Raw genomic sequence first — 25,799 nt, forward strand, 5'->3', positions numbered from 1 at the left:
GCCTCGGAGAATAATCTGCTGACGGACCATACTCAGTCGGCTACCCCGGAGGTGCGCTGCATCCGTTGGGATAGCCAGGGCGGCATCCACACCTCGGTAATGCTGACCGAGGAGGCGGTCAAGCGGCCTGCCACCGGCAAGGCGCGCACCGACAAGACCCAGCGCACGATCGAGGATATCCCCGGGCGGGTGGAGGAGAACATGCAGAACTTCCCGCAGATCGTGGCGTCGACCAACCAGCAGCAGCTCGGCATCGAGCAGGTGATGGGCGCCCTGCAGAACATCCGCCAGGCGAGCCAGCAGACCGCCGCCGGCACCCGCGAGGTCGAGGCGGCCTCGGCCAACCTCACCGAGCTCGCCGGAGCCCTCATGGCCCTCGCCGAACGCTACCGGCATTGACCGGCGGGCGGACGCCGTGACCGACATCCGCCAGCTGCTGCTCGCGGCCTTCGAGGTCGAGCACCGCGAGCACATCGATGCGATCCGCGCGGCTCTGGGAGCCGACGGCACCGGCCGCGCGCCCGACTGGAACGACATCTTCCGCCGGGCCCACAGCCTCAAGGGCGCCTCCCGGGCCGTCGACCTGCCGCCGGTCGAGGCGGTGGCGCATCGCCTGGAGAGCCTGTTCGAAAAGGTCTCGGCCGGCGCCGCCCTCGATCGCGAGGCCAGGAACGCGACCCATCTCGCCCTCGATCGCATCGAAGCCTACGTCGCCGGGATGAAGGCCGACCCGGACGTCGCGATGCCGGCCGACGCCATCGCGGCGCTCGACCGCTGCCTCGCGGGCGCCCGGGCACCGGACGCGACGACACCCTCGCCGGCGGAGATCGAGCCGCCGGTCGAGGCCGAACCGCCGGTCTCGGCAAGACCGCCCGCCGAGCCGAAATCCGCCGCGCCCTCCTCGCCCGCTGCGCCGCCGTCCGGCGTCGAGCCGCCCCCCGAGGCCGGCCCGGCCTTTCTGCGCGTGCCCGCCGACGCGGTCGAGGCGCTGACCCGGGCGAGCCACGAGCTCGCGAGCACGCTCGGCGTCGGATCCGCGATCTCCGACGGGCTCGCCCGGCTCGCGCGCCTGTCCGAAGACCTGCGGCGGCAGGCCGAGGCGTCGTTCGCGCGCGGTGCGGTGTCCAACCTCGCCCGGCTCCTGCGGCAGGAGGCCGGACGCGATGCCGGGTCGGACAGGGACGAAGCGGTCGGCCTCGCGGTGGAGGCCGTCCGCACCGAGATGCGCGGCGTCGAGGCGAGCCTCGCCGGCCTGGCACGGGAGGCGGCCGACCTGTCGCGCCGTCAGGTCGCGGCGGCCGGTGCCGTCGAGGGGGCGGCGGCCCGCGTCGGCCTTCAGGCCGAGCGCCTCGCCCTGGTGCCGGCCGAGACCGTGTTCGGAAGCTTCCCGCGCTCGCTCCGCGAGACCGCGCGCGAGCAGGGCCGCGAGATCGATCTCGCCGTCCGCGGCCTCGACCTGCCGGTCGACCGCGCGATGCTGCAGGCGCTCAAGGACCCGGTGCTGCACGCCCTGCGCAACGCGCTCAGCCACGGCGCGGAACCGCTCGACATCCGCCGGGCGGCGGGAAAGCCCGACGCGGCGGCGATCCTGTTCGAGGTCGCGATCCGCGGCGGCCGCCTCGTCGTGTCGGTGGCGGACGATGGCCCCGGCCCCGACCTCGCGGCGATCGAGGCGACGGCCCTGCGCCGCTTGCTGCTCCCCCCGGGGGATCCGACCGATCCGCAGGCCCTGCTCGCCCTGGTCTTCGAGCCGGGCTTCTCGACCGCCGCGGCGGTCGACGCCCTGTCCGGGCGCGGCTTCGGCCTCTCGGTGGTCGCCGATGCCGCCCGCGCGCTCCAGGGCAGCGCCCGGCTGGAGCCGCGCGAGCCCTGGGGCAGCATCCTCACCATCTCGGCGCCGCTCTCGGCGGCACGACGCGCGATGCTCCTCGTCGAGGCGGGTGGAGCGACCTACGCGCTGCCCAGCGCCGCGGTCGAGCGCCTGCTGCGCCTCGATCGGGCCGGCCTGCCGCAGGCGATGGGCCGCCCGGTGCTGCGCGTGCCCGGCGCGGGCGGCGCCGAGGAGACATTCCCGATCGTCGCGCTGGCCGAGATCCTCGGCGGCCCTGCCTCCGCGAGCCCGCACCTGACCGCGATCCTGGTGCGGGCCGGCGGCCGCCGCTTCGCGCTGGCCGTCGACGCGCTCCACGACGTGCGCACCCTCCTCGTGCTGCCGGCGCCGCCGGTCGGCGCCGAGTCCGGGCTCGTCGCCGGCACCGTCATCCTGCCCGGCGACGTGCCCGCCCTGGTGCTCGATCCCGACGGGCTCGCCGCGCGGGCGGGTGCCGCCGGCGCGGCGGCGAGGCCGGTCGACGGGGTCGCAGATGCTGGCGGAACGTTGGCGGAGGCGCCACGTTCGAAACACCGCGCGACGATTCTCGTCGTCGACGATTCGATCACCACCCGCACCCTGGAGAAGGGCATCTTGGAAGCCGCCGGCTATCGCGTGGTCGTGTGCGTCGACGGCCAGGACGCCCTCGATCGCCTGCACGCCGACATCGAGGTGTTCGACCTCGTGCTCGCCGACGTGGAGATGCCGCGGCTCGACGGCTTCGGCCTGCTCGCCGCGATCCGCGCCGAGACGCGGTTCGCGCGCCTGCCGGTGGTACTGATGACCTCGCGGGGCGACGCGGCCGACGTCGCCCGCGGCCTCGACCTCGGCGCCGACGCCTACCTCACCAAGCAGAAGTTCGACCAGCGCCAACTCCTCGACACCATCGGGCAGCTGTTGTGAGCGAGCCGGTCCGCGTCATGCTGGTCGAGGACAGCCTGGTGGTGCGCGAGCTGCTGCGCCACATCCTCTCCCGCGATCCCCGCCTCGCCTGCGTCGCCGCCGTCGCGTCGGGCGAGGAGGCCCTGTCGGCGATCGACAGCGTGCGGCCCGACGTGATCTCGATGGACATCCGCCTGCCCGGCATCGACGGGCTCGAGACCACCCGCCGCATCATGTCCGAGCACCCGACGCCGATCGTGGTGATCGCCGATTCGGTCGAGGATTCCTCGCTGCGCATCTCGATGAACGCCCTGCGGGCCGGCGCGCTGTCCGTAGTCGAGAAGCCGGTGGCGACGACCCATGCCGGCTACGACGCGGTCGCCGGCGAGATCTGCACCCAGCTGCGCATCATGGCGCAGGTCCCGGTGATCCGCCGCCGCCCGATCGGCACCGAGTGGCTCGGGCGCACCGCGGCGGCCGCGTCCGCACCCGCGGCGAACCTGCCGCCGACCGTCCTGGCGATCGCCGCCTCCACCGGCGGCCCGCCGGCGCTCGCCCGCGTGATCGGGGCGCTGCCCGAGACGTTCCCGCTGCCGGTGCTGGTGGTCCAGCACATGGGCGCGGCCTTCATGGACGGGTTCGCGGCCTGGCTCGACGGCGTGGTGCCGATGCCCGTCACGGTCGCCCGCGACGGCGAGCGGGCCGAGCCCGGCCGGGTCTACGTCGCCCCGGGCGACCGCCACCTGGAGCTGGGGCCGGGCCGGATCCTGCGCATCCTCGACAGCCTGCCGGTCTCCGGCCAGCGACCGGCGGCGACCGTGCTGTTCCGCTCGGTCGCGCGGCAGGCGGGCGCGACGGGGCTCGGCGTTCTGCTCACCGGCATGGGCGAGGACGGGGCGCTCGGCCTGCTCGACATGCATGCCGCCGGCGCGCAGACGGTGGCCGAGCACGAGAGCACGGCGGTCGTCTACGGCATGCCGGCGGCGGCCGTGCGCCTGAAGGCCGCCCGCGCCGTCCTGCCCCTCGACCGCGTCTCGGCCCATGTCCTCAAGCTCGCCATGCCCGGGGCCGGCTCGCAGGACCGGCCGGCATGAACGGCACCGCCGGCACGACGACGGAGGCCGCCCGCATCCTCCTGGTCGAGGATTCGGAGACGCAGGCGCTGGAGCTTCGCTTGCTGCTGGAGAGCCACGGCTTCCAGGTCGAGCGCTGCCCGACCGCGGAAGCCGCGCTCGACCACCTCAACCACGGCCTGCCCGACCTCGTCGTCGCCGACTACCACCTGCCGGGCATGAACGGCGACGAGCTGACGCGCCAGCTGCGCCTCTCGCTGCGCACCCGCGCCCTCCCCCTGCTGATGCTCACCGGCGCCCGCGACGGCGAGCGCCAGGGCCTCGAGAGCGGCGCCGACGCCTACGTCGCCAAGTCCGGCGACCGCGACCTGCTGATCCTGCGCATCCGCGCGCTCCTGCGCGAGCGCTTGGGCAGCGTGGCGCCCGGCAGCGCCGAGACCCCGTCGGCCGCCGCCTTCCGGCGCGGGCGCGTGCTGGTGATCGACGGCAGCGCCACCTACCGCACCTTCCTCGCCGGCCTGCTCGGCCAGGACGGCCACGCCGTCACCGCCAGCGCCGGGCCGGACGAGGCGCTCGCCGTCCTCGACGCCGAGGGCGAGGCGACGGCCTTCGACTGCGTCACCGTCGACCTGCTCGGCCCAGCCTTCGACGGCCTCGCCCTGTGCCGGGCCATCGACCAGCGCCGCGGCGTCCGGGTGGCCGGCGCCGGGTTCCACCTCGTCGGGGTCGCCGGCAGCAACCCCCCCAAGGATTTCCTCGTCCAGGCCTACGCCGCGGGCGCCGACGACGTGGTCTCGAAGTCCGATGCCGAGGTGCTGGCGCTGCGGGTGCGCGGCCTCGTGCGGCGCCGCTTCCTGGAGGAGGACGACCGCCGCATCGCCGGCGAGTTCGGCGCCCGGCAGCAGGCGGTCGAGCGCGCGCGCGCCGAGGCCGAGGCCGCAGAGGCGCGCGCTCGGCTGGCCGACGCCCTCGAGCGCGCCAACGACGACCTCGCGCTCGCCAACCGCAAGCTCACCGACGCGCAGGCCAAGCTTGTCCAGGCCGCCAAGATGGCCTCGCTCGGCGAGCTGGTCGCCGGCATCGCCCACGAGATCAACAACCCGCTGGCCTTCATCCTCGCGCATCAGGGCACCGTCGAGCGCGTGCTCGGCGAGCTGCCGATGCCCGAATCCGACCCCGCGGCGCAGAAGGGCCTGGCCAAGGCGCGCGACCGCGTCGGTGCGATGCGCATGGGCCTGACCCGCATCCAGGACCTGGTCCTGAACCTGCGCAAGTTCTCGCGGCTCGACGAGGGCGAGCGCTCCCTGGTCAACGTGCCGGAGGCGATCGAGACGGTGCTGGCGCTGATCCAGCACAAGCTCGGCTCGCGCATCGCCGTCGAGCGCGACTTCGCGGGGCGCCCCGAGATCCATTGCACCCCGGCGCTGCTCAACCAGGTGGTGATGAACATCCTCGGCAACGCCGCCGACGCGATGCCCGAGGGCGGGCGGATCCGCGTCGTCACCGAGACCACGCCCGAGACCGACCTGATCCGGATCAGCGACACCGGCCCCGGCATCCCCGAGGACCTGCGCGAGAAGATCTTCGAGCCGTTCTTCACCACCAAGCCGGTCGGGGCCGGAACCGGGCTCGGCCTCGCGATTGCCTACAGCGTGGTTCAGGCGCATAGCGGCTCGCTCACGGTGGAGACGGCTCCCGGCGGCGGGGCCTGCTTCGTGATCGGGATTCCGAGGCAGACGGCGACCGTATGACCAGAGGCACGATCCTGGCCGTCGACGACGAGCCGGACATCCTGATCGCCCTCGAGGACCTGTTCGAGGACACCTACCGCATCGTCACGACGACGAAGCCGGCGGACGCCCTCGCCATCCTGCGCGACGATCCCGACATCGCCGTCGTCCTGTCCGACCAGCGCATGCCCGGCATGACCGGCGACGCGCTGCTGGCCGAGATGCGCGGGTTCCACGAAGCCCAGGCGATCCTGCTCACCGGGTACGCCGACATCACCGCCGTGATCGGCGCGCTGAACCGCGGCGGGATCAGCGGCTACGTCGCCAAGCCCTGGGACGCGGACCTTCTGCGCGGCACCGTGCGCAACGCCTTCGAGCGCCATGCGCTCGGACGGGAACTCGCCACCGAGCGGGCCCTGCTGCGCGGCCTGCTCGACCATTCCGAGGACGCGATCTCGTTCAAGGACGCGGCCGGGCGCTTCCTGCGCGTCAACGCCCGAAAGGCGGCGCTGCTCGGCCTCGACGTCGCGGGCTGCCTCGGCCGCAGCGAAGCCGAGCTGCCCGGGACGCGCGCCGCCGAGAGCGCCGAGGCCGACGCCGCCGCGATCCGCTCGGGCGAGGTCGGCGACGTCGTCTCCGCGGAAGGGCCGATCGGCGCCGAGCGCTGGAGCCACGTGGTCCGGGTCCCGATCCGCGGCCCCTCCGGCGCGATCGCGCATCTCGCCACGATCGAGCGCGACGTCACCGAGCAGAAGGGCTTCGAGGCCCGCCTGCGCCAGTCCGACAAGATGCAGGCGCTCGGCACACTCGCCGGCGGCATCGCGCACGACTTCAACAACCTGCTGACCGCGATCCTCGGCAGCCTCGAGCTCGCCGCGCCGAAGGTTCATGAGCAGCCCCGCGTGCTGCGGCTGATCGAGAACGCGCGGGGCGCGGCCGAGCGCGGCGCCTCGCTGACCAAGCGCCTGCTGAGCTTCAGCCGCGCCAACGACCTGCGTGCCCGGCCGACCGACGTGAACGCCCTCGTCGAGGGCATGTCGGCGCTGCTCGGGCGCAGCCTCGGCGGGCTCGTCACCGTCGAGACCAGGCTCGGCAGCGATCTCGGCCCGGTTCAGGTCGACCCCGACCAGCTCGAGCTTGCGATCCTCAACCTCTGCATCAACGCCCGCGACGCCATGCGCGAGGGCGGCGTGATCGTCATCGAGACGGCGGCGCTGACGATCGAGGACGATCCGGACGTGCGGAGCGGGGCCTATGTCGGCGTATCGGTGAGCGATGCCGGCGAAGGCATCCCGCCGGAGATCCTGGCGCGGGTCTGCGAGCCGTTCTTCACCACCAAGGCTGTCGGCCAGGGCACCGGCCTCGGCCTCGCGATGGTGTTCGGCCTCGCCCAGCAATCCCACGGCCGCCTGCGGATCGACAGCCGGGTCGGGCACGGCACCCGCGTCGACCTCGCCCTGCCGCGGGCCTCCGCGGCCGTCGTGGCGGACGAGGCCGACGTCGCGGTCGCGCCGGCGGCGGCACGCGCGGCGGCCATCCTGGTGGTGGACGACGACGCCGAGGTCCGGCACGTCACCGCCTCGTTCCTCAACGGGTTCGGTTACGACGAGATCGAGGCCTCGGACGGCGCGGCCGCGCTCGCGCTGATGGAGCAGCGCCGCTTCGACCTCGTGGTCGCCGACCTCGCGATGCCCGGCATGACCGGCGTCGAGCTGGCGGCCGAGGTGCGGAGCCGCTGGTCCGAGGTCCCTGTGCTGATCCTGACGGGGCACGCGGAGGCGGTGGAGATCCCGCACGACCTGCCGGTGCTGACGAAGCCGTTCCAGTCGGCCGAGCTCGCCCGCCGCGTCTCCTTGCTGCTGGGCGACCCGCCCGGCGCCTGACGCGTCGGCCCGGCCGTCCGTCCCGACGGAAACGCGTTCGAAGCGCGTCCGTCCCCGAGAAACGCCGGCCTCGACCGTATGCGCTCGCCGCATCGCGGTCCTCTCGGGACGAGCATCGCGCAACGGCCTCGGGCCAACGAAAAAGGCGGCCTCTCGGCCGCCTTTCTTCGAACTCGTGCTGTCGAGGCGCCGATCAGGCCGCTTCGCTCTCGCCGCCGAGCACCGGGCCCGAATCCTTGCCGCGGGCGCTGACGTCGCGGTCGACGAACTCGATCACGGCGAGCGGGGCGTTGTCGCCCTTGCGGAAGCCGGCCTTCATGATGCGGCAGTAGCCGCCCGGACGGGCCGTGTAGCGCGGGCCGAGCACCGTGAAGAGCTTCTTGACCATGTCGTGGTCGCGGATCTGCGACATGGCGAGACGGCGGGTGTGGACGCTGTCGATGCGGCCGAGCGAGATCAGCTTCTCGATGACCGGGCGCAGGTCCTTGGCCTTCGGCAGCGTGGTGATGATCTGCTCGTGCTTGATCAGCGCGGCGGACATGTTGGCGAACATCGCCTTGCGGTGCTCGGTGGTGCGGTTGAAACGACGACCGCGGAATCCGTGACGCATGTTGGCTCTCCTGGTTTTTGCGGTCGCCGTGCCACGGTACGACCGTCATCTTGAAGGCAAATAGGGAGTAGCGAGTAGCGAATAGAGTGCAGCGGAACCGGGGCGCCCTACGGACACCCCTATTCGCTACTCCTACTCGCCATTCGCCCTCAGTAGTGCTCCTCGAAGCGCTTGGCGAGATCCTCGATGTTCTCCGGCGGCCAGCCGGGGATGTCCATCCCGAGGTGCAGACCCATCCCGGCCAGCACTTCCTTGATCTCGTTGAGCGACTTGCGGCCGAAGTTCGGGGTGCGCAGCATCTCGCCCTCGGACTTCTGGATGAGGTCGCCGATGTAGACGATGTTGTCGTTCTTCAGGCAGTTCGCCGAACGCACAGAAAGCTCGAGCTCGTCGACCTTCTTGAGCAGCGCCGGGTTGAAGGGCAGCTGCGGCGCGAGCGGCGCGGCCTCCTCCTTGCGCGGATCCTCGAAGTTCACGAACACCTGGAGCTGGTCCTGGATGATGCGCGCCGCGTAGGCCAGCGCATCCTCCGGCGACACCGCACCGTTGGTCTCGACGGTCATCGTCAGCTTGTCCTTGTCGAGATCCTGGCCCTCACGGGTGGTCTCGATGCGGTAGCTGACCTTGGTCACCGGCGAGAACAGCGCGTCCACCGGGATCAGGCCGATCGGCGCGTCCTCGGGGCGGTTGCGCTCGGCCGGCACGTAGCCCTTGCCGGTGGCGACCGTGAACTCCATCCGGATCTCGGCGCCGTCGTCCAGCGTGCAGATCACGAGGTCGGGGTTCAGGATCTGGATGTCGCCGACCGTGCCGATGTCGCCGGCGGTGACGAGGCCCGGGCCGGTCTTGCGCAGGGTCATGCGCTTCGGGGCGTCGGTCTGCGAGCGGATGGCGATCGTCTTGATGTTCAGGACGATGTCGGTGACGTCCTCGCGGACGCCCGGGATCGAGGAGAATTCATGCAGGACGCCGTCGATCTGGACCGAGGTCACGGCCGCGCCCTGGAGGGAGGACAGCAGCACCCGGCGCAGCGAGTTGCCGAGCGTCGTGCCGAAGCCGCGCTCCAACGGCTCGGCGACGACGGTGGCGACCCGCTTCGGGTCGTCGCCGGTCGAGACCTGCAGCTTGTTGGGCTTGATCAGCTCTTGCCAGTTCTTCTGAATGACCACGATCCTACCTCTCCTGACGCACGAACCCGCGACGTCCGGGTCCGCGCTTCGGCCGATCGACGCTGCCCCTCAGCGTCGGTCGGTCCCTAAAAGATTGCTCCGGGCCTACGCCTCGTCGGCGACCCAGAGATCCGGCACGAACCGGTATCCGTCCCCATCCCGCGTCACGGTGCCGACGGCCGGGAATTCGAGATGCGAGCCGGCGATGCGGGTCCCGTCGGCCGCGAGATCCGCGAGGATCGCCTTGCGGGTCGCCCGTGCCTGGTCGCCGTCGACATCGAAGCCGACGCCCGCCTCGGGTTGCTTGAACTGGATCGCCGGCAGGTGCACCACATCGGTGAACACCAGGAGCGACTTGTCCCCCGCAACGATCCGGAAACCGCAATGGCCCGGCGTATGGCCGGGCAGGTGCACCGCGGTGATGCCCGGCAGGACTTCCCCGCCGGACTGCTCGCGCACCCGGCCGGCATAGGGTGCCAGCGCCTTGCGGGCGTTCTCGAAATACGGCTTTGCCCCGTCCGGTGCGGCGGCGAGCGCCGCATCGGGGAGCCAGTACGCCGCCTCGTCCGAATGCAGCACGATCTCCGCGTTCGGGTAGGCGGCCTTCCCGTCGACCACCAGCCCACCGATATGGTCGGGATGGCAGTGCGTGACGAGAACGGTCTCGATCGCCTCGGGCGCCACGCCCGCGACGGCGAGCGCTGCGGGCACGCGACCCATGGTCGGCGGACCGAACGACCCGTAGCCGGAATCGATCAGCACCGGCTTGCGGCCGGGGCCCGTCAGCAGGAATGCGTTGAGCATCACCCGCGGCTCCTGCGTACGGAAGCCGGCGCGCTGCAGCGCGCCGGCCTCGTCCTTCGAGATGCCCGTGACGAGATCGAGGGAGCCCTGAAACCAGCCGTCGTTGAGCACGGTGAGCGTGATGTCACCGACGCTCCAGCGCTTGACGCCGGGAAGGATCTTCGTATCGGCCACGTGTGTCTCCGTCCGCCTCAGACGCGCCGACGCTTGCGCGGGCGGCAGCCGTTGTGCGGGATCGAGGTGACGTCGCGGATCGAGGTCACGGTGAAGCCCGCGGCCTGGAGGGCGCGGAGCGCCGACTCGCGGCCCGAGCCGGGCCCGGAGACCTCGACCTCGAGGGTGCGCATGCCGTGCTCGGCGGCCTTGCGGGCCGCGTCCTCGGCGGCGACCTGCGCGGCGTAGGGGGTCGACTTCCGCGAGCCCTTGAAGCCCATGGCGCCCGAGGAGGACCACGAGATCGTGTTGCCCTGCGCGTCGGTGATGGTGATCATCGTGTTGTTGAACGAGGCGGCGACGTGCGCCACGCCCGAGACGATGTTCTTGCGTTCGCGCCGGCGGACGCGGGTCGGTTCCTTGGCCATCTTTTCGATACCTGTCCTTCAAGCGCACCCGTAATTCCAGGTGCTCGGGATTCTCGTATGGGTTCGGTCGGCACATTTGCGGAGCGCCGCCCCGTCACGCCGGCTCCCGTCGAGGGAGATCCGGCACGATGCATGGGAGGCCGCGCCGCGCGCAGCCTCCGAATTCGTAAGCTTACTTCTTCTTGCCGGCGATCGGCTTGGACTTGCCCTTGCGGGTGCGCGCGTTGGTGTGCGTGCGCTGGCCGCGGACCGGCAGGTTGCGACGATGGCGCAGGCCGCGGTAGCAGCCGAGGTCCATCAGGCGCTTGATGTTCATCGAGACGTCGCGGCGAAGGTCGCCCTCGACGAGGTAGTCGCGATCGATCGTCTCGCGGATCTGCAGCACCTCGGCGTCGGTGAGCTGGTTCACGCGGCGCTCGGCCGGGATGCCGACCTTCTCCGTGATCTCCTCGGCCTTCTTCGCGCCGATGCCGTGGATGTACTGGAGCGCGATGACGACGCGCTTGTTGGTCGGGATGTTAACGCCGGCGATACGGGCCAAGGTCATGCTCCATGTGGCGTACGGGCGATCGCCCGGGCCGTCCTGTGGGAAAGCGTGCGTCCGGTGGAGGCCGGCCCCTGCACGCCCGTCAACGACAAATCGGCCCGCGGCCGCCCCTTGGAGGGCACCTCGGACCAACGGCTGTGCAGACGAAGACCGGCCTGCTAGCGCGGGCCGGCGGTGATGTCAACGGTTCGGCACGATAAGGCGCCGCGCCGGGCCCGGCGGGCGCGCCCGGCGCGCTGCATCGTTCCCATCGCGTCACCTGGCGAACCGCAGGGGCGTGGGTGTCTTCGGGTCGACGTCAGAAGCGCTGGTTCAGCTGGCGGCAATACCCGCCGTTGTCGCGAAAGCCCGCCGGGCAGCGCCGCACGCACGCGCCGGCCGCGAACTTCAGCGGCGGCCTGCACAGGCGGCCGGTCGTCTGCCGCTCGTACTGATACGATTGCGCCGGGCCGGCCCACGCCGCCATCGGCATCGCGCCGACTGTCAGGGTCAGCGCTGCGAGGATCGCCCGAGCCGCATGCGTCGACATGATCATGGGTCCCCGGAAGGATGGCTTCAGGACGCCACGCCTTCGCGATGCGACTCGAGGATCGCCATCAGCGAATCTGTCACCGCGTCGATCGGCGCCATGCCGTCCACGGTCTGCAGCATCCCGGCGCGCTCGTAATAGGCCGAGAGCGGGGCGGTCTGGATCCGGTAGGCCTCGAGACGCGAGGCGAACACCTCGGGGGTGTCGTCCTTCCGCACCGGCTGTCCGCGGGCGGCGGTCTCCTCCGCCCGCTTGGCGATGCGGCCGACCAAGACCTTCTCATCGACCTTGAACTCGATCACGGTCGAGAGATGCAGGCCCTTCTCGTCCAGCATCACGTCGAGGGCCTTGGCCTGCTCGACGGTGCGGGGAAAGCCGTCGAGGATGAACCCGCCGCGCGCATCCGCCTCCTCGATCCGGTCGGCGACGATGCCGACGACGATCGCGTCGGACACGAGGCCGCCGCTCTCCATCACTGCCTTCGCCTGGAGTCCGACCGGTGTTCCGGCAGCGACGGCCGCGCGCAGCATGTCGCCAGTGGAGAGCTGCGGGATGCCGAATCGCGCGACGATCCGCTCGGACTGTGTCCCCTTCCCCGCGCCGGGTGGTCCGAGCAGAATGATCCGCATGGGCGTTATCCTCGTCCGTGCCCGTCTCTCAGGGCTTCTTGGCGCGCGGCGACGCCGTATCGGCGTCGTTCCCGCGTCGGCGTTGCTTGTAGCGGCTTCCGCCGGACGGGCGAGCGGGCAAATCGCTGTCCACTCGTCATTCCGGCGATTGTGTATCTCGTGTCGCCGAGCCGTATCGCCCGACGTGCCGCTCAGCGCCGCCGCTGGGTCGTCGACGCGCCGCGCAGCTTGGCCTTCTTGACGAGGCCCTCGTACTGGTGCGCCATCAGGTGCCCGTGGATCTGCGCCACGGTGTCCATCGTCACCGACACGACGATGAGCAGCGACGTGCCGCCGAATCCGAGGCTGGCAGAGGCGTAGGAGGCGATGATCTCCGGCACCAGGCAGACGAAGGTCAGGTAGAGCGCGCCGATCAGGGTGATGCGCGTCAGCACCTTGTCGATGAACGCCGCGGTGCGCTCGCCGGGCCGGATGCCGGGGATGAAGCCGCCATGCTTCTTCAGATTGTCGGCGGTCTCCTGCGGGTTGAAGACCACCGCGGTGTAGAAGAACGCGAAGAAGATGATCAGCGCGGCGTAGAGCGCCATGTAGAGCGGACGGCCGTGGCCGAGATAGGTCGTGACCGTCGCCAGCACGCCGGTGCCCTGGTTGGCCGAGAAGCTCGCCACGGTGGCCGGGAGCAGCAGGAGCGACGAGGCGAAGATCGGCGGGATCACGCCCGAGGTGTTGAGCTTCAAGGGCAGGAACGAGGTCTGGCCCTCGTACATCCGGTTGCCGACCTGGCGCTTGGGATAGTTGATCAGCAGCCGGCGCTGGGCGCGCTCCATGAACACGATGAAGTAGACGAGGCCGATCGCGGCGACGCCGACGCCGAGGATTACCGCCGAGGACAGCGCGCCGGTGCGCGACAGCTCGAGCGCACCGATGATGGCGGTCGGCAGGTGGGCGACGATGCCGGCGAAGATGATCAGCGACGAGCCGTTGCCGATGCCGCGCGAGGTGATCTGCTCGCCGATCCACATCAGGAACAGCGTGCCGCCGGTGAGCGTGATCACGGTCGAGGCGAGGAAGAACGGGCCGGGATCGATCGCGGCGCTCGACCCCTGGAGGCCGACGGCGATGCCCCAGGACTGGACCAGCGCCAGCACCACCGTGAGGTAGCGGGTGTACTGGTTGATGACCTTGCGGCCGGACTCGCCCTCCTTCTTCAGCGTCTCGAGGCTCGGGATCACCGAGGTGAGCAGCTGGATGATGATCGAGGCCGAGATGTACGGCATGATGTTGAGCGCGAAGATCGCCATGCGCTCGACGGCACCGCCGGAGAACATGTTGAACAGCCCGAGCACGCCGCCGGCCTGCTGCTGGAAGTTGCGCGCGAACTGCTCCGGGTCGATGCCGGGGATCGGAATATAGGTCCCGAGCCGGAACACCACGAGCGCGCCGAGGGTGAACCAGATGCGCTTCTTGAGCTCATCCGCCTTCGCGATGGCACCGAAATTGAGGTTCGCGGCGAGCTGCTCGGCGGCTGAGGCCATGGCCTGTGTCCTGATGATGGGTCACGAGGGAGCCGCGGGGCATCCCTGAAAACGGGAGCGGCGGCCGCATGCGAGGTCGCACGGGCCGCCGCTGGAAGCTTCGACTTAAGGGGTCGCTCCCGGCGAGGCAACCGCGCTCAGGCGGTCGCTTCGCCCTTGCCGCCCAAGTCTTTGCCACCCTTGCCGCGGACCGAGACGCCGGCGCCGTAGGCGACGACGACGCTGCCGCCGGCCTTCTCGACCGCCTCGACCGCCGACTTCGACGCGCGGGTCACTTCGAAGGCGACCTTCGCGGTCAGCTCGCCGACGCCGAGCAGCTTCACGCCGTCGCGGGGACGGGCGATGATCCCGGCCTGCACGAGGGCCTCGACCGTCACGGTCGCGGCCTTGTCGAGCTTGCCGGCGTCGATCGCCTGCTGCACCCGGCCGAGATTCACCTCGTTGAGGTCGGTCGAGTAGAGGTTGTTGAAGCCGCGCTTCGGCAGGCGACGGTGAAGCGGCATCTGGCCGCCCTCGAAGCCCTTGATGGCCACGCCGGTCCGGGCCTTCTGACCCTTCACGCCGCGCCCTGCGGTCTTGCCCTTGCCGGAGCCGATGCCTCGGCCGACGCGCATCCGGTTCTTGGTTGCGCCTTCGTTGTCGCGGATCTCGTTGAGCTTCATCGCGCCCTCCTCAAGCCGCGTCGTCGAGGACGCGCACGAGGTGCGCGACCTTTCGGATCATGCCGCGAACGGCGGGGGTGTCTTCGAGCTCGGAGACACGGTGAAGCTTGTTCAGCTTCAGGCCCACCAGCGTCTGGCGCTGGGAGGCCTCGCGGCGGATCGGGGAACCGATCTGCTCCACGCGGACAGTCTTGCTAGCCATGCTGCCCTCCCCTTACGCGACTGCGGCTTCGGACTGGTCGGACGGGTCCGAATCGGTGCGCCGCGCCTGGAGCGTGGACACCTTGAGACCGCGACGACCGGCGACCGAGCGCGGGCTGTCCTCGTTCTTCAGCGCCTCGAAGGTGGCGCGCACGAGGTTGTAGGGGTTCGAGGAGCCGAGGCTCTTGGCCACGACGTCCTGCATGCCGAGCGTCTCGAACACGGCGCGCATCGGGCCGCCGGCGATGATGCCGGTGCCCTGCGGAGCCGCGCGGAGGATCACCTTGCCGGCGCCGTGACGGCCCTGCACGTCGTGGTGCAGCGTCCGGCCCTCACGGAGCGAGATGCGGACGAGGCCGCGCTTGGCGGCTTCGGTCGCCTTGCGGATCGCCTCGGGGACTTCGCGGGCCTTGCCGTGGCCGAAGCCGACGCGGCCCTTCTGGTCGCCGACGACGACGAGCGCGGCGAAGCCGAAGCGACGGCCGCCCTTCACCACCTTGGCGACGCGGTTGATGTGGACGAGCTTGTCCACGAACTCGCTGTCGCGCTCCTCGCGGTCGTCGCGGCGGCCGCGGCCACCGCCTTCACGTTCACGTGCCATGTTGCTTCCGTTTCATCTCACTGGCGCGGGCGGCGGGCCCGCTCGCTTGAATCGTCATCGCCGGAGGCGGACACGCCGCCTCCGCACCGCCGAGATTTAGAAGTCGAGGCCACCCTCGCGGGCGGCTTCGGCCAGAGCCTTGATCCGGCCGTGGTACTGGTAGCCCGAGCGGTCGAACACGACCTTCGAGACGCCGGCGGCCTTGGCACGCTCGGCGACGAGCTTGCCCACCGCCGAGGCGGCGGCGACGTCGGCGCCGGTCTTCAGGTCGGCGCGCAGGCCCTTGTCGATCGACGAGGCGGCGGCGAGCGTGACGCCCGCCGCATCATCGATGACCTGAACGTAGATCTGCTTCGACGAGCGGAACACCGACAGGCGCGGCCGGCCGTTGGCGGAGGCGCGGAGCGCCCGGCGCACCCGCGCCTTGCGGCGATCGAGGGCTTCGAGTTTGCGTGACATGTCTCAGCCCCCTTACTTCTTCTTGCCTTCCTTGCGGAAGATGAACTCGCCGGCGTACTTCACGCCCTTGCCCTTGTAGGGCTCGGGACCGCGGTAGTCGCGGATCTCCGCGGCGACCTGGCCGACGACTTGGCGGTCGATGCCGGAGATCGTGATCTCCGTCGGCTTCGGCGTCACGATCGTGATGCCGGCCGGGATCTGGTACTCGATGTCGTGGCTGTACCCGAGCGAGAGCTTGAGCGCCTTGCCGGCCATCGCGGCGCGATAGCCGACGCCGGTGATCTCGAGCTTCTTCTCGAAGCCCTTGGACACGCCCTCGACGAGGTTCGCGACCTGGGCCCGCGAGGTGCCCCAGAGCGAACGCGCCGCCTTGGACTGGTCCTTCGGGGTCACCGTGATCGCGCCGTCCTCGAGCGCCACGTCGACCAGCGAGGGAACCACGAACTGCAGCTCGCCCTTCGAGCCCTTCATCTTCACCGTCTGACCCGTGACCGACGCGGTGACGCCGGCCGGAACGGGGACGGGCTTCTTGCCTACGCGAGACATCTGCCTCTCTCCTTATCCGGGGATCAGAACACCTTGCAGAGCACTTCGCCGCCGACGTTGCGCTCGCGCGCCTCGTGGTCGGCCATGACGCCCTGCGGGGTGGACACGATGGTGACGCCGAGACCGTCGGCGACGCGCGGCAGATCGCCGACGGCCGAGTAGACGCGGCGGCCGGGCTTCGACACGCGCTGGATCGAGCGGATGACGGGCTGGCCGTCGTAGTACTTCAGCTCGATCGCGAACTCCGTCCGGCCGTTGCCGAGTTCGGTGGTCGCGAAGTCGCGGATGTAGCCTTCCGACTTCAGCACGTTCAGGACGTTCGCGCGGAGGCGCGAGCCGGGCGTCGAGACGACGTTGCGACGGCGCATCTGGCCGTTGCGGATGCGGGTGAGCATATCGCCCACGGGATCGTTGACCATGGGTGCCTCCTTACCAGCTCGACTTGACGAGGCCCGGGATCAGGCCCCGGTTCCCGAGCTCGCGCAGCGCGATACGCGAGACGCCCATCTTGCGGTAATAGGCGCGCGGCCGGCCGGTGATCTCGCACCGGTTGCGCACGCGGGTCGGCGACGAGTTGCGGGGAAGCTCCGCGAGCTTGAGGCGCGCCTCGAAGCGCTCCTCCATCTCGAGGGACTCGTCGTTAGCGGTCGCGAGCAGGGCCTGGCGCTTCGCAGCGAAGCGCTTGACCAGCTCCTTCCGGTGGTTGTTCTGTTCGACTGAACTCTTCTTTGCCATTGTCTATCCTCCGGTGTCCGCGTCTAGGTATCCCGAGGGACGCCTACTGCCGGAACGGGAATTGGAAGGCGGCGAGGAGAGCGCGGGCTTCCTCGTCGGTGGTGGCGGTGGTGGCGACGACGATGTCCATGCCCCAGGTCTGCTCGGCCTTGTCGTAGGAGATCTCCGGGAACACGAGGTGCTCCTTGAGGCCGAGCGCGTAGTTGCCGCGGCCGTCGAACGACTTCGGGTTCAGGCCGCGGAAGTCGCGGACGCGCGGCAGCGCGATCGTGACGAGGCGATCCATGAACTCGTACATCTTCTGGCGGCGCAGGGTGACCTTGCAGCCGATCGGCATGCCCTCGCGGACCTTGAAGGTCGCGATCGGCTTGCGGGCCTTGGTGATGACCGGCTTCTGGCCGGCGATCAGCGCAAGGTCGCCGGCGGCGACGGTGGCCTTCTTCGAGTCCGCGGTGGACTCGCCGACGCCCATGTTGATGACGATCTTGTCGATCCGCGGAACCTGCATCGGGTTCTTGTAGCCGAACTGCTCGATGAGCTTCTGGCGGATGACCTCGTCGTAGTGGGCGCGCAGGCGCGGGACGTAAGCGTCCTTGTTGGCCTCAGCCATCGATCTGATCCCCCGTGGTCTTGGCGAAGCGGACCTTGCGGCCGTCTTCGAGGATGCGGAAACCCACGCGGGTCGGCTTACCGTTCGCGTCCTGCAACGCGAGGTTCGAGAGCTGGATCGCGGCCTCCTTCGAGATGATGCCGCCTTCCTGGTTCTGGCTCTGCTTCTGGTGCTTCTTGACCAGGTTGATCCCGCGGACGAGCGCCTTGTCGTCCTTCGGCATCACCTGGATGACCTCGCCGGAGCGACCGGAATCGCGACCGGTGAGGACGACGACGGTGTCGCCCTTCTTGATCTTGGCTGCCATCACAGCACCTCCGGAGCCAGCGAGATGATCTTCATGTGGTTGCGGGCGCGCAGCTCGCGCGGCACCGGCCCGAAGATGCGGGTCCCGATCGGCTCCTTCTGATTGTTGATCAGCACGGCCGCGTTCTTGTCGAAGCGGATCACCGAACCGTCGGGACGCTTCACTTCCTTGGCGGTCCGCACGACCACCGCCTTCATGACGTCGCCCTTCTTGACGCGGCCGCGCGGGATCGCCTCCTTGATGGACACGACGATGATGTCGCCCACGCCGGCATAGCGCCGCTTCGACCCGCCCAGCACCTTGATGCACATCACGCGACGCGCACCCGAGTTGTCGGCGACGTCCAGATTCGTCTGCATCTGGATCACAGGAGTGACCTTTCCTTGTTTCAGGCGGGTTTCCGCACACGGGCGGTATTGCCCGGCGGACGACGCCTGATGGGGATCTGATGTCCCCGGCTCATATGACAGACCGCGCTATCGGCGCTTGTCCAGCGCCGGCGCGGTCACCGCGTACGAAGGGCGCGAACACCCCTCTCACATGTCGCGAAGGGGTGCCCACTACACCACGGGGCGCAGGGGCGCAAGACTTTCCGCGCCGGCCGTCGGGTGGAAGACGTTCTGGGCGGCCCTCTGCCTAATCCGTGCCGAGTTTTAGATCCTCGCCGCAGCCGTCGAGGGGTGGGGCGCCGGCACGCCCGGCGTGCTTCGGAGCATTCGACAGACCGACGATTCGGCGGCCGATCCGGTTTCCGTTCTCCACGACCTCGCCAAAGACGGCCGCGACCATGGCACGGTTCACCATGGCACTGTCCAGGATCTCGGCGCTTCTCAGCGAAAGCGAAGCCTGGGCCAGGCGGCGCACCATCTCCTTGACGAAGGCCGCGCTCGCTCCCTCCGACAGCGCGACCGCGTCGTCGATGGCGCCCTCCTCGAATTGCAGGGCGCCTCCGTAGAGGGCGATCAGCCGCGCCCGGCAGGCGGCGTCGGGATTCGCGATCTCGATCGCCTCGTCGACGCGTCCCGGACGTGAAGCGAGCGCGTCCTCGATCTCCTCGGGCCGGTTGGTGGTCAGGAGGAAGAGGATGTTCGCATCGTCGCCCAGGCCGTCCATCTCGTTGAGCAGCCGGTTCAGCAGGACTTCCGTCTTCGGGCTGTTCATGCCCTCCCGCGACCGGCCGACCAGATCGACGTCCTCCAGGACGACGATGCTCGGCTGGAGGGTGCGCGCGATCAGCATGTACCGGGTCAGGTACTGGACCTGTTCCGCCGTGATCAGGATCGTGGTCCGATCTGGAAGGTTCGACGCGACATACCGGATCAGGTGGGTCTTACCGGTGCCGGGCGGCCCGTAGAGGAGCAGGCCCTTTCGGACGGATTGCCCGAGGCGGCGCAAGCCCTGCCGGTGGCGGTCGAAGGCGAAGATGTGCCGATCCAGGCGCCCCATCGTCGCGTCGTCGAGGATGACCGCCTCGCGGGCCACCGGCGACAACTTGTGAACGGACATGCCCGCGCGCATGCCCGAATAGTCGGATCCGCTCTCGAAGGAGAGAACCTTGCCGCGATACAGCGCCGAGTTGGCGCTCGCCTCCTGAACCGCCCCCAGGAAATCGCGCGCGAAGGCCTGCGACTCCGGTCCCGGGAGCGTGGCGACCTCGACCTGGGCGAACGTCCCCTCTTGGGAAGTACTGTATTGGGACATGAACACCGCGACCGGCTTGTCGGCGACGCGGAACAGCCAGAGGCCGGTGTTCAGGGCCGGAAACGGGTCGGTCTCCCCGACATCAACGTCGCGATACTGCAACGGCGTGAGCGCGACGACAGCATCGCCGCTTCGGACCAGCAGAGCGGAGATCGTGAGAGGACGGTGATCATAGGGCTGGTGCACCCCCAACAGGATCGGAGCGTGCGGCGTCACCAGCGTAAGGATCGCCGCCTGCAGGTCCGGCAAGAGGTGAACACCGAACTGGCGCCTTGAGCTGACGATCCCTTTGACGTCCTCGGCGCCGAAGAAGCCGACGAAGGCTTCCCAGGCGTGATTGGCGTTTTCCCACATGCGGCCCACCCTCATTCCAAGGAGGCGTCCCCCGTCGCCGAAGCGCAACGGCCGTTCCTCATGAGGCATGTGCGATGAGACGGGAAAAGCGCCACCGGTCTGTGCGGCCCGCAGCCGAGAACCGGCATCGGCGGCATGAGCGCCCCCGATGCAGGGACCGTCAAGGGTCGGGCTGAAGTGCATCCGCATCGCCGATGCTGCGGACACGAAAAAACGGGCGCAGCATCCTGCGCCCGTCTCACGGTCCGTCCAAGACGATCAGGCGGCCGCGGGAGCCTCGGCCGACGCGGCTTCGCCCTCGACGAGCTTCCAGGTCTTGGTCTTGGAGAAGGGCCGGCACTCCTCGATGAACACCGTGGCCCCGACCTTGGCGGCGTTCGCCTCGTCGTGGGCATGGTAGTTCTTCGAGCGGCGAACGGTCTTCTTCATCACCGGGTGGGTGAAGCGGCGCTCCACCTTCACGACGATGGTCTTCTCGCCCTTGTCGCTGACGACGACGCCCTGCAATACGCGCTTCGGCATGTTGAAACTCCTCAGGCCGACGTCGCCTGCAGCGTCTTCTGACGCTGCAGGGTGCGGACGCGGGCGATGTCGCGACGGACTTCGCGGACGCGGGCGACGTTCTCGAGCTGGCCGGTGGCCCCCTGGAAGCGCAGGTTGAACTGCTCCTTCTTGAGGTTCAGCAGCTCGTCGCTCAGCTGGTCCGGCGACAGGGCGGCGAGATCCGACTGTCTCTGTGACGACTTCATGATCTGCCTCCCTTTAGTCGGCGATGCGTTGCACGACGCGCGTGCGGATGGGCAGCTTGGCGGCGCCCAGGCGGAGCGCCTCCTTCGCGATGTCCTCGGCGACACCGTCGACCTCGAACATGATGCGGCCCGGGTGGACGCGGGCGGCCCAGTACTCGGGCGCGCCCTTGCCAGAGCCCATGCGGACTTCGGTCGGCTTCGACGTGACCGGAACGTCGGGGAAGATCCGGATCCAGACCCGGCCCTGACGCTTCATCTCACGGGTGATCGCGCGGCGGGCCGCCTCGATCTGGCGCGCGGTGATGCGCTCGGGCTCCACCGCCTTCAGGCCGAACTGGCCGAAATTCAGGTCGAAGCCGCCCTTGGCCGCACCGGAGATGCGACCTTTGAACTGCTTACGAAACCGGGTCTTCTTGGGTTGCAACATGGCAGCCTCTCAACACCTTCCTTGGCTCGGGGGTCCGACGATCGCGCTTAGGCGTGATCGCGGCGACCGCGACCGCGGTCACCCTCGCCATCGCGCTCGCGACGACCGCCCGAACGGCCGCCCTCTTCCTGCGCCTTCTTATCCTGCGCCATCGGGTCGTGCTCGAGGATCTCGCCCTTGAACACCCAGACCTTGATGCCGCACGTTCCGTAGGTCGTGAACGCGGTGGCTGTGCCGTAGTCGACGTCGGCGCGCAGCGTATGCAGGGGCACGCGGCCCTCGCGGTACCATTCCTGGCGGGCGATCTCGGCGCCGCCGAGACGGCCGGAGCAGTTGATCCGGATGCCCTCGGCCCCGAGGCGCATCGCCGACTGCACGGCGCGCTTCATGGCGCGACGGAAGGCGACGCGGCGCTCGAGCTGCTGCGCGATCGAGTCGGCCACCAGCACGGCGTCGATCTCGGGCTTCCGCACCTCGACGATGTTGATGGTCACGTCGGCCTTGGTCATCGTGTTGACCAGCTTGCGCAGCTTCTCAATGTCGGCGCCCTTCTTGCCGATCACCACGCCCGGACGGCCCGAGTGGATGGTGACGCGGCACTTCCGGTGCGGGCGCTCGATGACGATCTTGGAGACCGCCGCCTGCTTGAGCTGCTTCATGAGGGCGGCGCGGATCGCGACGTCCTCGTGCATCAGCTTGACGTATTCGGTCTTGCCGGCGAACCAGCGGGAATCCCAGGTCCGGTTGATGCCGAGCCGGAGACCGATCGGGTTGACTTTCTGACCCATCAGATTCTCCTCAGGCCGCTTCGGCGGTGCGGACTTCGCGAACCACGATGGTGAGGTTCGAGAAAGGCTTCAGGATGCGCGCGCCGCGGCCGCGGGCGCGGGCGTGGAAGCGCTTCAGGACCAGCGCCTTGCCCACGAAGGCCTGGGTGACGACGAGGTCGTCGACGTCCAGATCGTGGTTGTTCTCGGCGTTGGCGATCGCGCTCTCGAGGCACTTCTTGACCTCGGTCGAGATGCGCTTGCGGGAGAACTCGAGGTCGGCGAGCGCCGACTCGACCTTCTTGCCGCGGATCATCTGCGCGACGAGGTTGAGCTTCTGGGGCGAGACACGGAGCATCCGTGCCACGGCCTTGGCCTCGTTCTCGGGCAGCGCGCGGGGGGTGGCTTGCTTGCCCATGTCAGCGCCTCTTCGCCTTCTTGTCGGCCGCGTGGCCGTGGAAGGTGCGGGTCGGCGAGAACTCGCCGAACTTGTGACCGACCATTTCCTCGGAGACGTAGACCGGGATGTGCTTCTGCCCATTGTGCACACCGAAGGTGAGCCCGATGAACTGCGGCAGGATGGTGGAGCGACGGCTCCAGATCTTGATGACCTCGTTCCGGCTCGACCCGCGAGCCGCCTCGGCCTTCTTGAAGAGGTAGCCGTCGACGAACGGCCCCTTCCAGAGTGAGCGTGCCATGATGGTTACTTCTTGCGGTTGTGGCGGCTGGACAGGATGAAGACGTCGGTCCGCTTGTTCGAGCGGGTCTTCTTCCCCTTGGTCGGCACGCCCCAGGGCGTCACCGGGTTACGGCCGCCCGAGGTGCGTCCCTCGCCGCCGCCGTGCGGGTGGTCGACCGGGTTCATGGCCACGCCGCGGACGTGCGGACGCTTGCCGAGCCACCGGTTGCGCCCGGCCTTGCCGAGCGAGATGTTCATGTGGTCCGGGTTCGAGACCGCACCCACCGTCGCGTAGCACTGGCCGTGGACCAGGCGCTGCTCGCCGGAGTTCAGGCGGAGCGTCACGTAGCCCTGGTCGCGCCCGACGATCTGAGCGTAGTTGCCGGCGGAGCGGGCGACGGCGCCGCCCTTGCCAATCTTCAGCTCGATGTTGTGCACGATCGTGCCCACCGGCATGCCGCCGATCGGCCCGGCATTGCCCGGCTTGATGTCGACGCCCTCGCCCGAGACCACCTTGTCGCCCGGCTGAAGGCGCTGCGGAGCGATGATATAGCTCTGCTTGCCGTCCGGGTAGTTGATCAGCGCGATGAACGCCGTGCGGTTCGGATCGTACTCGATCCGCTCGACGGTCGCCGACACGCCCGGCTGCGACCGACGCTTGAAGTCGACGAGACGGAGCGAGCGCTTGTGACCGCCGCCGCGGAAGCGGACGGTGATCCGCCCGAGGTTGTTGCGGCCGCCCGAGGACGACTTGCCCTCGGTCAGCGCCTTCACCGGCTTGCCCTTGTAGAGCTCACGGCGGTCGACCAGCACGAGCTGGCGCAGGCTCGGCGTGACCGGTTTGAATGTCTTCAAGGCCATCGGCTTAAATCCCTACCCGGTCTATGTCAGAGGCCGGTCGTGACGTCGATCGTGTCACCTTCGGCGAGGGTCACGACCGCTTTCTTCACGTCCGAACGCTGTCCGCGCATGCCGCGGAAGATCTTCTTCTTGCCCTTGGTCACGAGGGTGTTCACCGCCGTGACCTTGACGTCGAACAGCTTCTCGACCGCTTCCTTGATCTGCGGCTTGGTGGCCTTCGGAGCGACCCGGAAGACGACCTTGTTCTGCTCGGTGAGGTTCGTCGCCTTCTCGGTGATGACCGGGGAGACGATGATGTCGTAGTGGCGCGGATCGGCACTCATTTGAAACGCTCCTCCAGCGCGTCGATCGCGGCGCGGGTCAGCACGAGCGTGTCGCGGCGCAGGATGTCGTAGACGTTGATGCCCTGCACGGGCAGCACGTCGATCATCGGGATGTTGCGGGCGGCGCGGCCGAAGTTCTCGTCGACCTCGGCGCCGCCGATGATCAGCGCGCTCGAGAGACCCATCTTGCCGAAGCGCTCGACGAGACCCTTGGTCTTGTGGTCCTCGATCTTGATGTCGTCGACGACGATGAGGGTCGAGGCCTTGGCCTTGGCCGACAGGGCGTGACGCAGGGCCAGGGCACGGACCTTCTTGGGAAGGTCGTGGCCGTGGTCGCGGACGACCGGGCCGAACGCACGGCCGCCGCCGCGGAACTGCGGAGCCGAGGCTGCGCCGTGACGCGCGTTGCCGGTGCCCTTCTGCTTGTACAGCTTCTTGCGGGTCCGGTTCACGTCCGAGCGGTTCTGCACGGCGTGGGTGCCGGCACGACGCTTGGCGAGCTGCCAGCGCACCATGCGCTGGAGCAGGTCGGCGCGGGGCTCGAGGCCGAAGATGGCCTCGTCGAGCTCCACCGAGCCGGCGCCGGCGCCGTCGAGGGTGGTGATATCGAGCTTCATCACGCGTTCTCCTCGGCAGCGGGCGCCTCGGGGGCGGATTGCGGGGCAGCCGACGCGGCGTTCTCACGGAACTTGCCGGGCTGGGGAACTTCGGCCGGAAGCTTGCGCTTCACCGCGTCCCGGATCTGGATCCAGCCGCCGGCGACGCCGGGAACCGCACCCTCGACCAGGATCAGGCCGCGCTCGACGTCCGTGCGGACGACGCGCAGGTTCTGCGTGGTCACGCGGTCGACGCCCATGTGACCGGGCATCTTCTTGTTCTTGAAGGTCTTGCCCGGATCCTGACGGCCGCCGGTCGAACCGATCGAGCGGTGCGAGATCGACACGCCGTGGGTGGCGCGCAGACCGCCGAAGTTCCAGCGCTTGATGCCGCCGGCGAACCCCTTACCCGTGGTCGTGCCCGTCACGTCGACGAACTGGCCCGGGATGAAGTGATCGGCCGTGATCTCGGCGCCCACCGGGATCAGCGCGTCCTCGGACACGCGGAACTCGGCGATCTTCTGCTTCGGCTCGACCTTGGCGACCGCGAAGCGGCCACGCTCGGCGGCCGAGACGTTCTTGACCTTCGCCTTGCCGACGCCGAGCTGGACGGCGACGTAGCCGTTCTTCTCGACGGTGCGGTGGGCGACCACCTGGCATTGTTCGATCTTGAGCACGGTGCATGGAACGTGTTCCCCCGCCTCCGTGAAGATCCGGGTCATGCCGACCTTCTGTGCAATGACGCCTGAGCGCATAAGGTGTCTCCCTCGCGCGATGAAACGGTAAGCTCTAAACCCGGCGGGGCTTAGAGCTTGATCTCCACGTCCACGCCAGCAGCGAGGTCGAGCTTCATCAGCGCGTCCACGGTCTGGGGGGTCGGATCGACGATATCGAGCACGCGCTTGTGGGTGCGCATCTCGAACTGCTCGCGCGACTTCTTGTCGATGTGCGGCGAGCGGTTGACCGTGAACTTCTCGATATGGGTCGGCAGCGGGATCGGGCCGCGGATGGTCGCGCCGGTCCGCTTGGCAGTGGAGACGATCTCGCGGGTGGACGCATCCAGGATGCGATGATCGAACGCCTTCAGGCGGATGCGGATGTTTTGACCGTTCATGACCTAAACCTCGACGGAAACGTGTTGGGCGGGCGCGAGGGCCCTTCCCTCAATCGTCCCCTGACGGATGCTGTGTCCGGGCACCGGCCCTTCGTCCCGGGAGACGAAGGGCCGATCTGTCTGACGACTACGCGTTGATGGCGGCGACGACGCCGGCGCCGACGGTTCGGCCGCCCTCGCGGATGGCGAAGCGCAGCTTCTCCTCCATGGCCACCGGCACGATCAGCGTGACGTCCATGGTCACGTTGTCGCCCGGCATCACCAT

Annotated in this window: 34 protein-coding genes and 2 pseudogenes; 5 read left to right on the forward strand and 31 right to left on the reverse strand. The window is 69.3% G+C overall.

Annotated elements, in window-relative coordinates:
• The 5 genes and pseudogenes from MKK64_RS04355 to MKK64_RS04375 all read left to right on the forward strand — a co-directional run.
• Positions 1-399, forward strand: a pseudogene (locus MKK64_RS04355) (hypothetical protein); the annotation flags it as partial.
• Positions 400-415: 16 nt separating this feature from the next.
• A complete protein-coding gene (locus tag MKK64_RS04360) occupies positions 416-2,773 on the forward strand; it encodes a response regulator (RefSeq protein WP_243932368.1) in 2,358 nt (785 codons plus the stop codon).
• A complete protein-coding gene (gene cheB / locus MKK64_RS04365; protein WP_313898887.1) occupies positions 2,770-3,846 on the forward strand; it encodes a chemotaxis-specific protein-glutamate methyltransferase CheB in 1,077 nt (358 codons plus the stop codon). Before MKK64_RS04360 ends, cheB begins: the two co-directional genes overlap by 4 nt.
• A complete protein-coding gene (locus MKK64_RS04370; RefSeq protein WP_243932369.1) occupies positions 3,843-5,576 on the forward strand; it encodes a response regulator in 1,734 nt (577 codons plus the stop codon). The genes cheB and MKK64_RS04370 overlap by 4 nt, the downstream gene beginning before the upstream one ends.
• Entirely contained in the window at positions 5,573-7,438 is a 1,866-nt protein-coding gene (locus MKK64_RS04375; protein WP_243932370.1) for a response regulator, read from the forward strand. Before MKK64_RS04370 ends, MKK64_RS04375 begins: the two co-directional genes overlap by 4 nt.
• Positions 7,439-7,631: 193 nt before the next feature.
• On the opposite strand, the gene rplQ is transcribed toward MKK64_RS04375, so the two are convergent.
• From rplQ to tuf, 31 genes and pseudogenes are all read right to left on the reverse strand, one after another.
• Entirely contained in the window at positions 7,632-8,048 is a 417-nt protein-coding gene (gene rplQ, locus MKK64_RS04380; protein ID WP_147725840.1) for a 50S ribosomal protein L17, read from the reverse strand.
• 149 nt (positions 8,049-8,197) lie between these two features.
• Positions 8,198-9,217, reverse strand: a complete 1,020-nt coding sequence (locus MKK64_RS04385) for a DNA-directed RNA polymerase subunit alpha (RefSeq protein ID WP_147725841.1) — start codon at positions 9,215-9,217, stop codon at positions 8,198-8,200.
• Positions 9,218-9,322: 105 nt separating this feature from the next.
• A complete protein-coding gene (locus MKK64_RS04390) occupies positions 9,323-10,195 on the reverse strand; it encodes an MBL fold metallo-hydrolase (protein WP_243932371.1) in 873 nt (290 codons plus the stop codon).
• A 17-nt stretch (positions 10,196-10,212) separates the two neighbouring features.
• The gene (rpsK, locus tag MKK64_RS04395; protein WP_147725843.1) at positions 10,213-10,602 is read right to left on the reverse strand and encodes a 30S ribosomal protein S11; all 390 of its coding nucleotides are present in this window, start codon (positions 10,600-10,602) and stop codon (positions 10,213-10,215) included.
• Between the two features lie 172 nt (positions 10,603-10,774).
• Entirely contained in the window at positions 10,775-11,143 is a 369-nt protein-coding gene (rpsM, locus tag MKK64_RS04400) for a 30S ribosomal protein S13 (RefSeq protein ID WP_147725844.1), read from the reverse strand.
• A gap of 304 nt (positions 11,144-11,447) precedes the next feature.
• Positions 11,448-11,684, reverse strand: a complete 237-nt coding sequence (locus MKK64_RS04405; protein WP_147725845.1) for a hypothetical protein — start codon at positions 11,682-11,684, stop codon at positions 11,448-11,450.
• Between the two features lie 20 nt (positions 11,685-11,704).
• Positions 11,705-12,307, reverse strand: coding sequence for an adenylate kinase (locus tag MKK64_RS04410; RefSeq protein ID WP_147842710.1), 603 nt, complete (start codon positions 12,305-12,307; stop codon positions 11,705-11,707).
• 191 nt (positions 12,308-12,498) lie between these two features.
• The gene (secY, locus tag MKK64_RS04415) at positions 12,499-13,842 is read right to left on the reverse strand and encodes a preprotein translocase subunit SecY (protein WP_147725847.1); all 1,344 of its coding nucleotides are present in this window, start codon (positions 13,840-13,842) and stop codon (positions 12,499-12,501) included.
• A 137-nt stretch (positions 13,843-13,979) separates the two neighbouring features.
• Complete coding sequence (rplO, locus tag MKK64_RS04420) at positions 13,980-14,504, reverse strand: 50S ribosomal protein L15 (RefSeq protein WP_147842712.1); 525 nt, start codon at positions 14,502-14,504, stop codon at positions 13,980-13,982.
• Between the two features lie 10 nt (positions 14,505-14,514).
• On the reverse strand, positions 14,515-14,706 hold the full coding sequence (rpmD, locus tag MKK64_RS04425) for a 50S ribosomal protein L30 (protein WP_147725849.1): 192 nt from the start codon (positions 14,704-14,706) through the stop codon (positions 14,515-14,517).
• 12 nt (positions 14,707-14,718) lie between these two features.
• Positions 14,719-15,306 (reverse strand): 30S ribosomal protein S5, encoded by a 588-nt coding sequence (gene rpsE, locus MKK64_RS04430; protein WP_147725850.1) that lies wholly within the window; start codon positions 15,304-15,306, stop codon positions 14,719-14,721.
• Positions 15,307-15,402: 96 nt separating this feature from the next.
• Positions 15,403-15,765: a 50S ribosomal protein L18 gene (gene rplR, locus MKK64_RS04435; protein WP_147842713.1), complete on the reverse strand. Its 363-nt coding sequence runs from the start codon at positions 15,763-15,765 to the stop codon at positions 15,403-15,405.
• 12 nt (positions 15,766-15,777) lie between these two features.
• The gene (gene rplF / locus MKK64_RS04440; protein ID WP_147725852.1) at positions 15,778-16,311 is read right to left on the reverse strand and encodes a 50S ribosomal protein L6; all 534 of its coding nucleotides are present in this window, start codon (positions 16,309-16,311) and stop codon (positions 15,778-15,780) included.
• 23 nt (positions 16,312-16,334) lie between these two features.
• On the reverse strand, positions 16,335-16,730 hold the full coding sequence (gene rpsH, locus MKK64_RS04445) for a 30S ribosomal protein S8 (RefSeq protein WP_147725853.1): 396 nt from the start codon (positions 16,728-16,730) through the stop codon (positions 16,335-16,337).
• Positions 16,731-16,740: 10 nt separating this feature from the next.
• Positions 16,741-17,046 (reverse strand): 30S ribosomal protein S14, encoded by a 306-nt coding sequence (gene rpsN, locus MKK64_RS04450; RefSeq protein WP_147725854.1) that lies wholly within the window; start codon positions 17,044-17,046, stop codon positions 16,741-16,743.
• A gap of 43 nt (positions 17,047-17,089) precedes the next feature.
• A complete protein-coding gene (gene rplE, locus MKK64_RS04455; RefSeq protein ID WP_147725855.1) occupies positions 17,090-17,656 on the reverse strand; it encodes a 50S ribosomal protein L5 in 567 nt (188 codons plus the stop codon).
• The gene (gene rplX, locus MKK64_RS04460) at positions 17,649-17,963 is read right to left on the reverse strand and encodes a 50S ribosomal protein L24 (protein ID WP_147842714.1); all 315 of its coding nucleotides are present in this window, start codon (positions 17,961-17,963) and stop codon (positions 17,649-17,651) included. The genes rplE and rplX overlap by 8 nt, the downstream gene beginning before the upstream one ends.
• Entirely contained in the window at positions 17,963-18,331 is a 369-nt protein-coding gene (gene rplN / locus MKK64_RS04465) for a 50S ribosomal protein L14 (protein ID WP_147725857.1), read from the reverse strand. The genes rplX and rplN overlap by 1 nt, the downstream gene beginning before the upstream one ends.
• Positions 18,332-18,599: 268 nt before the next feature.
• Positions 18,600-20,018 (reverse strand): AAA family ATPase, encoded by a 1,419-nt coding sequence (locus tag MKK64_RS04470; protein ID WP_243932373.1) that lies wholly within the window; start codon positions 20,016-20,018, stop codon positions 18,600-18,602.
• A gap of 258 nt (positions 20,019-20,276) precedes the next feature.
• Entirely contained in the window at positions 20,277-20,540 is a 264-nt protein-coding gene (gene rpsQ / locus MKK64_RS04475; RefSeq protein ID WP_147725858.1) for a 30S ribosomal protein S17, read from the reverse strand.
• 11 nt (positions 20,541-20,551) lie between these two features.
• Positions 20,552-20,767: a 50S ribosomal protein L29 gene (rpmC, locus tag MKK64_RS04480; protein ID WP_147725859.1), complete on the reverse strand. Its 216-nt coding sequence runs from the start codon at positions 20,765-20,767 to the stop codon at positions 20,552-20,554.
• Positions 20,768-20,780: 13 nt separating this feature from the next.
• Positions 20,781-21,194, reverse strand: a complete 414-nt coding sequence (gene rplP, locus MKK64_RS04485; RefSeq protein ID WP_147725860.1) for a 50S ribosomal protein L16 — start codon at positions 21,192-21,194, stop codon at positions 20,781-20,783.
• Positions 21,195-21,241: 47 nt separating this feature from the next.
• Entirely contained in the window at positions 21,242-21,982 is a 741-nt protein-coding gene (gene rpsC / locus MKK64_RS04490; RefSeq protein WP_147725861.1) for a 30S ribosomal protein S3, read from the reverse strand.
• A 10-nt stretch (positions 21,983-21,992) separates the two neighbouring features.
• Complete coding sequence (gene rplV, locus MKK64_RS04495) at positions 21,993-22,379, reverse strand: 50S ribosomal protein L22 (RefSeq protein WP_147725862.1); 387 nt, start codon at positions 22,377-22,379, stop codon at positions 21,993-21,995.
• A 1-nt stretch (position 22,380) separates the two neighbouring features.
• Positions 22,381-22,659: a 30S ribosomal protein S19 gene (rpsS, locus tag MKK64_RS04500; RefSeq protein WP_147725863.1), complete on the reverse strand. Its 279-nt coding sequence runs from the start codon at positions 22,657-22,659 to the stop codon at positions 22,381-22,383.
• Between the two features lie 5 nt (positions 22,660-22,664).
• Positions 22,665-23,501, reverse strand: coding sequence for a 50S ribosomal protein L2 (rplB, locus tag MKK64_RS04505; RefSeq protein WP_147842717.1), 837 nt, complete (start codon positions 23,499-23,501; stop codon positions 22,665-22,667).
• A 26-nt stretch (positions 23,502-23,527) separates the two neighbouring features.
• Positions 23,528-23,824, reverse strand: coding sequence for a 50S ribosomal protein L23 (locus MKK64_RS04510; protein WP_147725865.1), 297 nt, complete (start codon positions 23,822-23,824; stop codon positions 23,528-23,530).
• Positions 23,821-24,441: a 50S ribosomal protein L4 gene (gene rplD, locus MKK64_RS04515; RefSeq protein WP_147842718.1), complete on the reverse strand. Its 621-nt coding sequence runs from the start codon at positions 24,439-24,441 to the stop codon at positions 23,821-23,823. Before rplD ends, MKK64_RS04510 begins: the two co-directional genes overlap by 4 nt.
• Positions 24,441-25,175 carry a 50S ribosomal protein L3 gene (rplC, locus tag MKK64_RS04520; protein ID WP_243932374.1) on the reverse strand — a complete coding sequence of 245 codons (735 nt, stop codon included), beginning with the start codon at positions 25,173-25,175 and terminating at the stop codon, positions 24,441-24,443. Before rplC ends, rplD begins: the two co-directional genes overlap by 1 nt.
• A gap of 50 nt (positions 25,176-25,225) precedes the next feature.
• Positions 25,226-25,534, reverse strand: a complete 309-nt coding sequence (gene rpsJ, locus MKK64_RS04525; protein ID WP_018044230.1) for a 30S ribosomal protein S10 — start codon at positions 25,532-25,534, stop codon at positions 25,226-25,228.
• Positions 25,535-25,661: 127 nt separating this feature from the next.
• Positions 25,662-25,799 (reverse strand): annotated as a pseudogene (gene tuf, locus MKK64_RS04530) (elongation factor Tu); the annotation flags it as partial.

The sequence above is a fragment of the Methylobacterium sp. E-025 genome (assembly GCF_022829705.1).
In the GTDB taxonomy this organism is placed as follows: domain Bacteria; phylum Pseudomonadota; class Alphaproteobacteria; order Rhizobiales; family Beijerinckiaceae; genus Methylobacterium.

Bases quoted from the DNA above. Each gene is read 5' to 3' on its own strand.
- rplE (WP_147725855.1), bottom strand. From the start codon at position 17,656: ATGGCTGAGGCCAACAAGGACGCTTACGTCCCGCGCCTGCGCGCCCAC.
- MKK64_RS04370 (WP_243932369.1), top strand. From the start codon at position 3,843: ATGAACGGCACCGCCGGCACGACGACGGAGGCCGCCCGCATCCTCCTG.
- MKK64_RS04375 (WP_243932370.1), top strand. From the start codon at position 5,573: ATGACCAGAGGCACGATCCTGGCCGTCGACGACGAGCCGGACATCCTG.
- rpsE (WP_147725850.1), bottom strand. From the start codon at position 15,306: ATGGCACGTGAACGTGAAGGCGGTGGCCGCGGCCGCCGCGACGACCGC.
- rplF (WP_147725852.1), bottom strand. From the start codon at position 16,311: ATGTCTCGCGTAGGCAAGAAGCCCGTCCCCGTTCCGGCCGGCGTCACC.
- MKK64_RS04410 (WP_147842710.1), bottom strand. From the start codon at position 12,307: ATGCGGATCATTCTGCTCGGACCACCCGGCGCGGGGAAGGGGACACAG.
- rplQ (WP_147725840.1), bottom strand. From the start codon at position 8,048: ATGCGTCACGGATTCCGCGGTCGTCGTTTCAACCGCACCACCGAGCAC.
- rpsC (WP_147725861.1), bottom strand. From the start codon at position 21,982: ATGGGTCAGAAAGTCAACCCGATCGGTCTCCGGCTCGGCATCAACCGG.
- rplX (WP_147842714.1), bottom strand. From the start codon at position 17,963: ATGGCAGCCAAGATCAAGAAGGGCGACACCGTCGTCGTCCTCACCGGT.
- rplO (WP_147842712.1), bottom strand. From the start codon at position 14,504: ATGAAGCTCAACGAGATCCGCGACAACGAAGGCGCAACCAAGAACCGG.
- rpsH (WP_147725853.1), bottom strand. From the start codon at position 16,730: ATGGTCAACGATCCCGTGGGCGATATGCTCACCCGCATCCGCAACGGC.
- rpmD (WP_147725849.1), bottom strand. From the start codon at position 14,706: ATGGCTAGCAAGACTGTCCGCGTGGAGCAGATCGGTTCCCCGATCCGC.
- rpsK (WP_147725843.1), bottom strand. From the start codon at position 10,602: ATGGCCAAGGAACCGACCCGCGTCCGCCGGCGCGAACGCAAGAACATC.
- rpsN (WP_147725854.1), bottom strand. From the start codon at position 17,046: ATGGCAAAGAAGAGTTCAGTCGAACAGAACAACCACCGGAAGGAGCTG.
- rplV (WP_147725862.1), bottom strand. From the start codon at position 22,379: ATGGGCAAGCAAGCCACCCCCCGCGCGCTGCCCGAGAACGAGGCCAAG.
- rplC (WP_243932374.1), bottom strand. From the start codon at position 25,175: ATGCGCTCAGGCGTCATTGCACAGAAGGTCGGCATGACCCGGATCTTC.
- rpsS (WP_147725863.1), bottom strand. From the start codon at position 22,659: ATGGCACGCTCACTCTGGAAGGGGCCGTTCGTCGACGGCTACCTCTTC.
- MKK64_RS04510 (WP_147725865.1), bottom strand. From the start codon at position 23,824: ATGAGTGCCGATCCGCGCCACTACGACATCATCGTCTCCCCGGTCATC.
- rpsJ (WP_018044230.1), bottom strand. From the start codon at position 25,534: ATGAACGGTCAAAACATCCGCATCCGCCTGAAGGCGTTCGATCATCGC.
- rplB (WP_147842717.1), bottom strand. From the start codon at position 23,501: ATGGCCTTGAAGACATTCAAACCGGTCACGCCGAGCCTGCGCCAGCTC.
- MKK64_RS04405 (WP_147725845.1), bottom strand. From the start codon at position 11,684: ATGATCATGTCGACGCATGCGGCTCGGGCGATCCTCGCAGCGCTGACC.
- rplD (WP_147842718.1), bottom strand. From the start codon at position 24,441: ATGAAGCTCGATATCACCACCCTCGACGGCGCCGGCGCCGGCTCGGTG.
- secY (WP_147725847.1), bottom strand. From the start codon at position 13,842: ATGGCCTCAGCCGCCGAGCAGCTCGCCGCGAACCTCAATTTCGGTGCC.
- rplR (WP_147842713.1), bottom strand. From the start codon at position 15,765: ATGTCACGCAAACTCGAAGCCCTCGATCGCCGCAAGGCGCGGGTGCGC.
- rpsQ (WP_147725858.1), bottom strand. From the start codon at position 20,540: ATGCCGAAGCGCGTATTGCAGGGCGTCGTCGTCAGCGACAAGGGCGAG.
- rpmC (WP_147725859.1), bottom strand. From the start codon at position 20,767: ATGAAGTCGTCACAGAGACAGTCGGATCTCGCCGCCCTGTCGCCGGAC.
- MKK64_RS04470 (WP_243932373.1), bottom strand. From the start codon at position 20,018: ATGTGGGAAAACGCCAATCACGCCTGGGAAGCCTTCGTCGGCTTCTTC.
- rplP (WP_147725860.1), bottom strand. From the start codon at position 21,194: ATGTTGCAACCCAAGAAGACCCGGTTTCGTAAGCAGTTCAAAGGTCGC.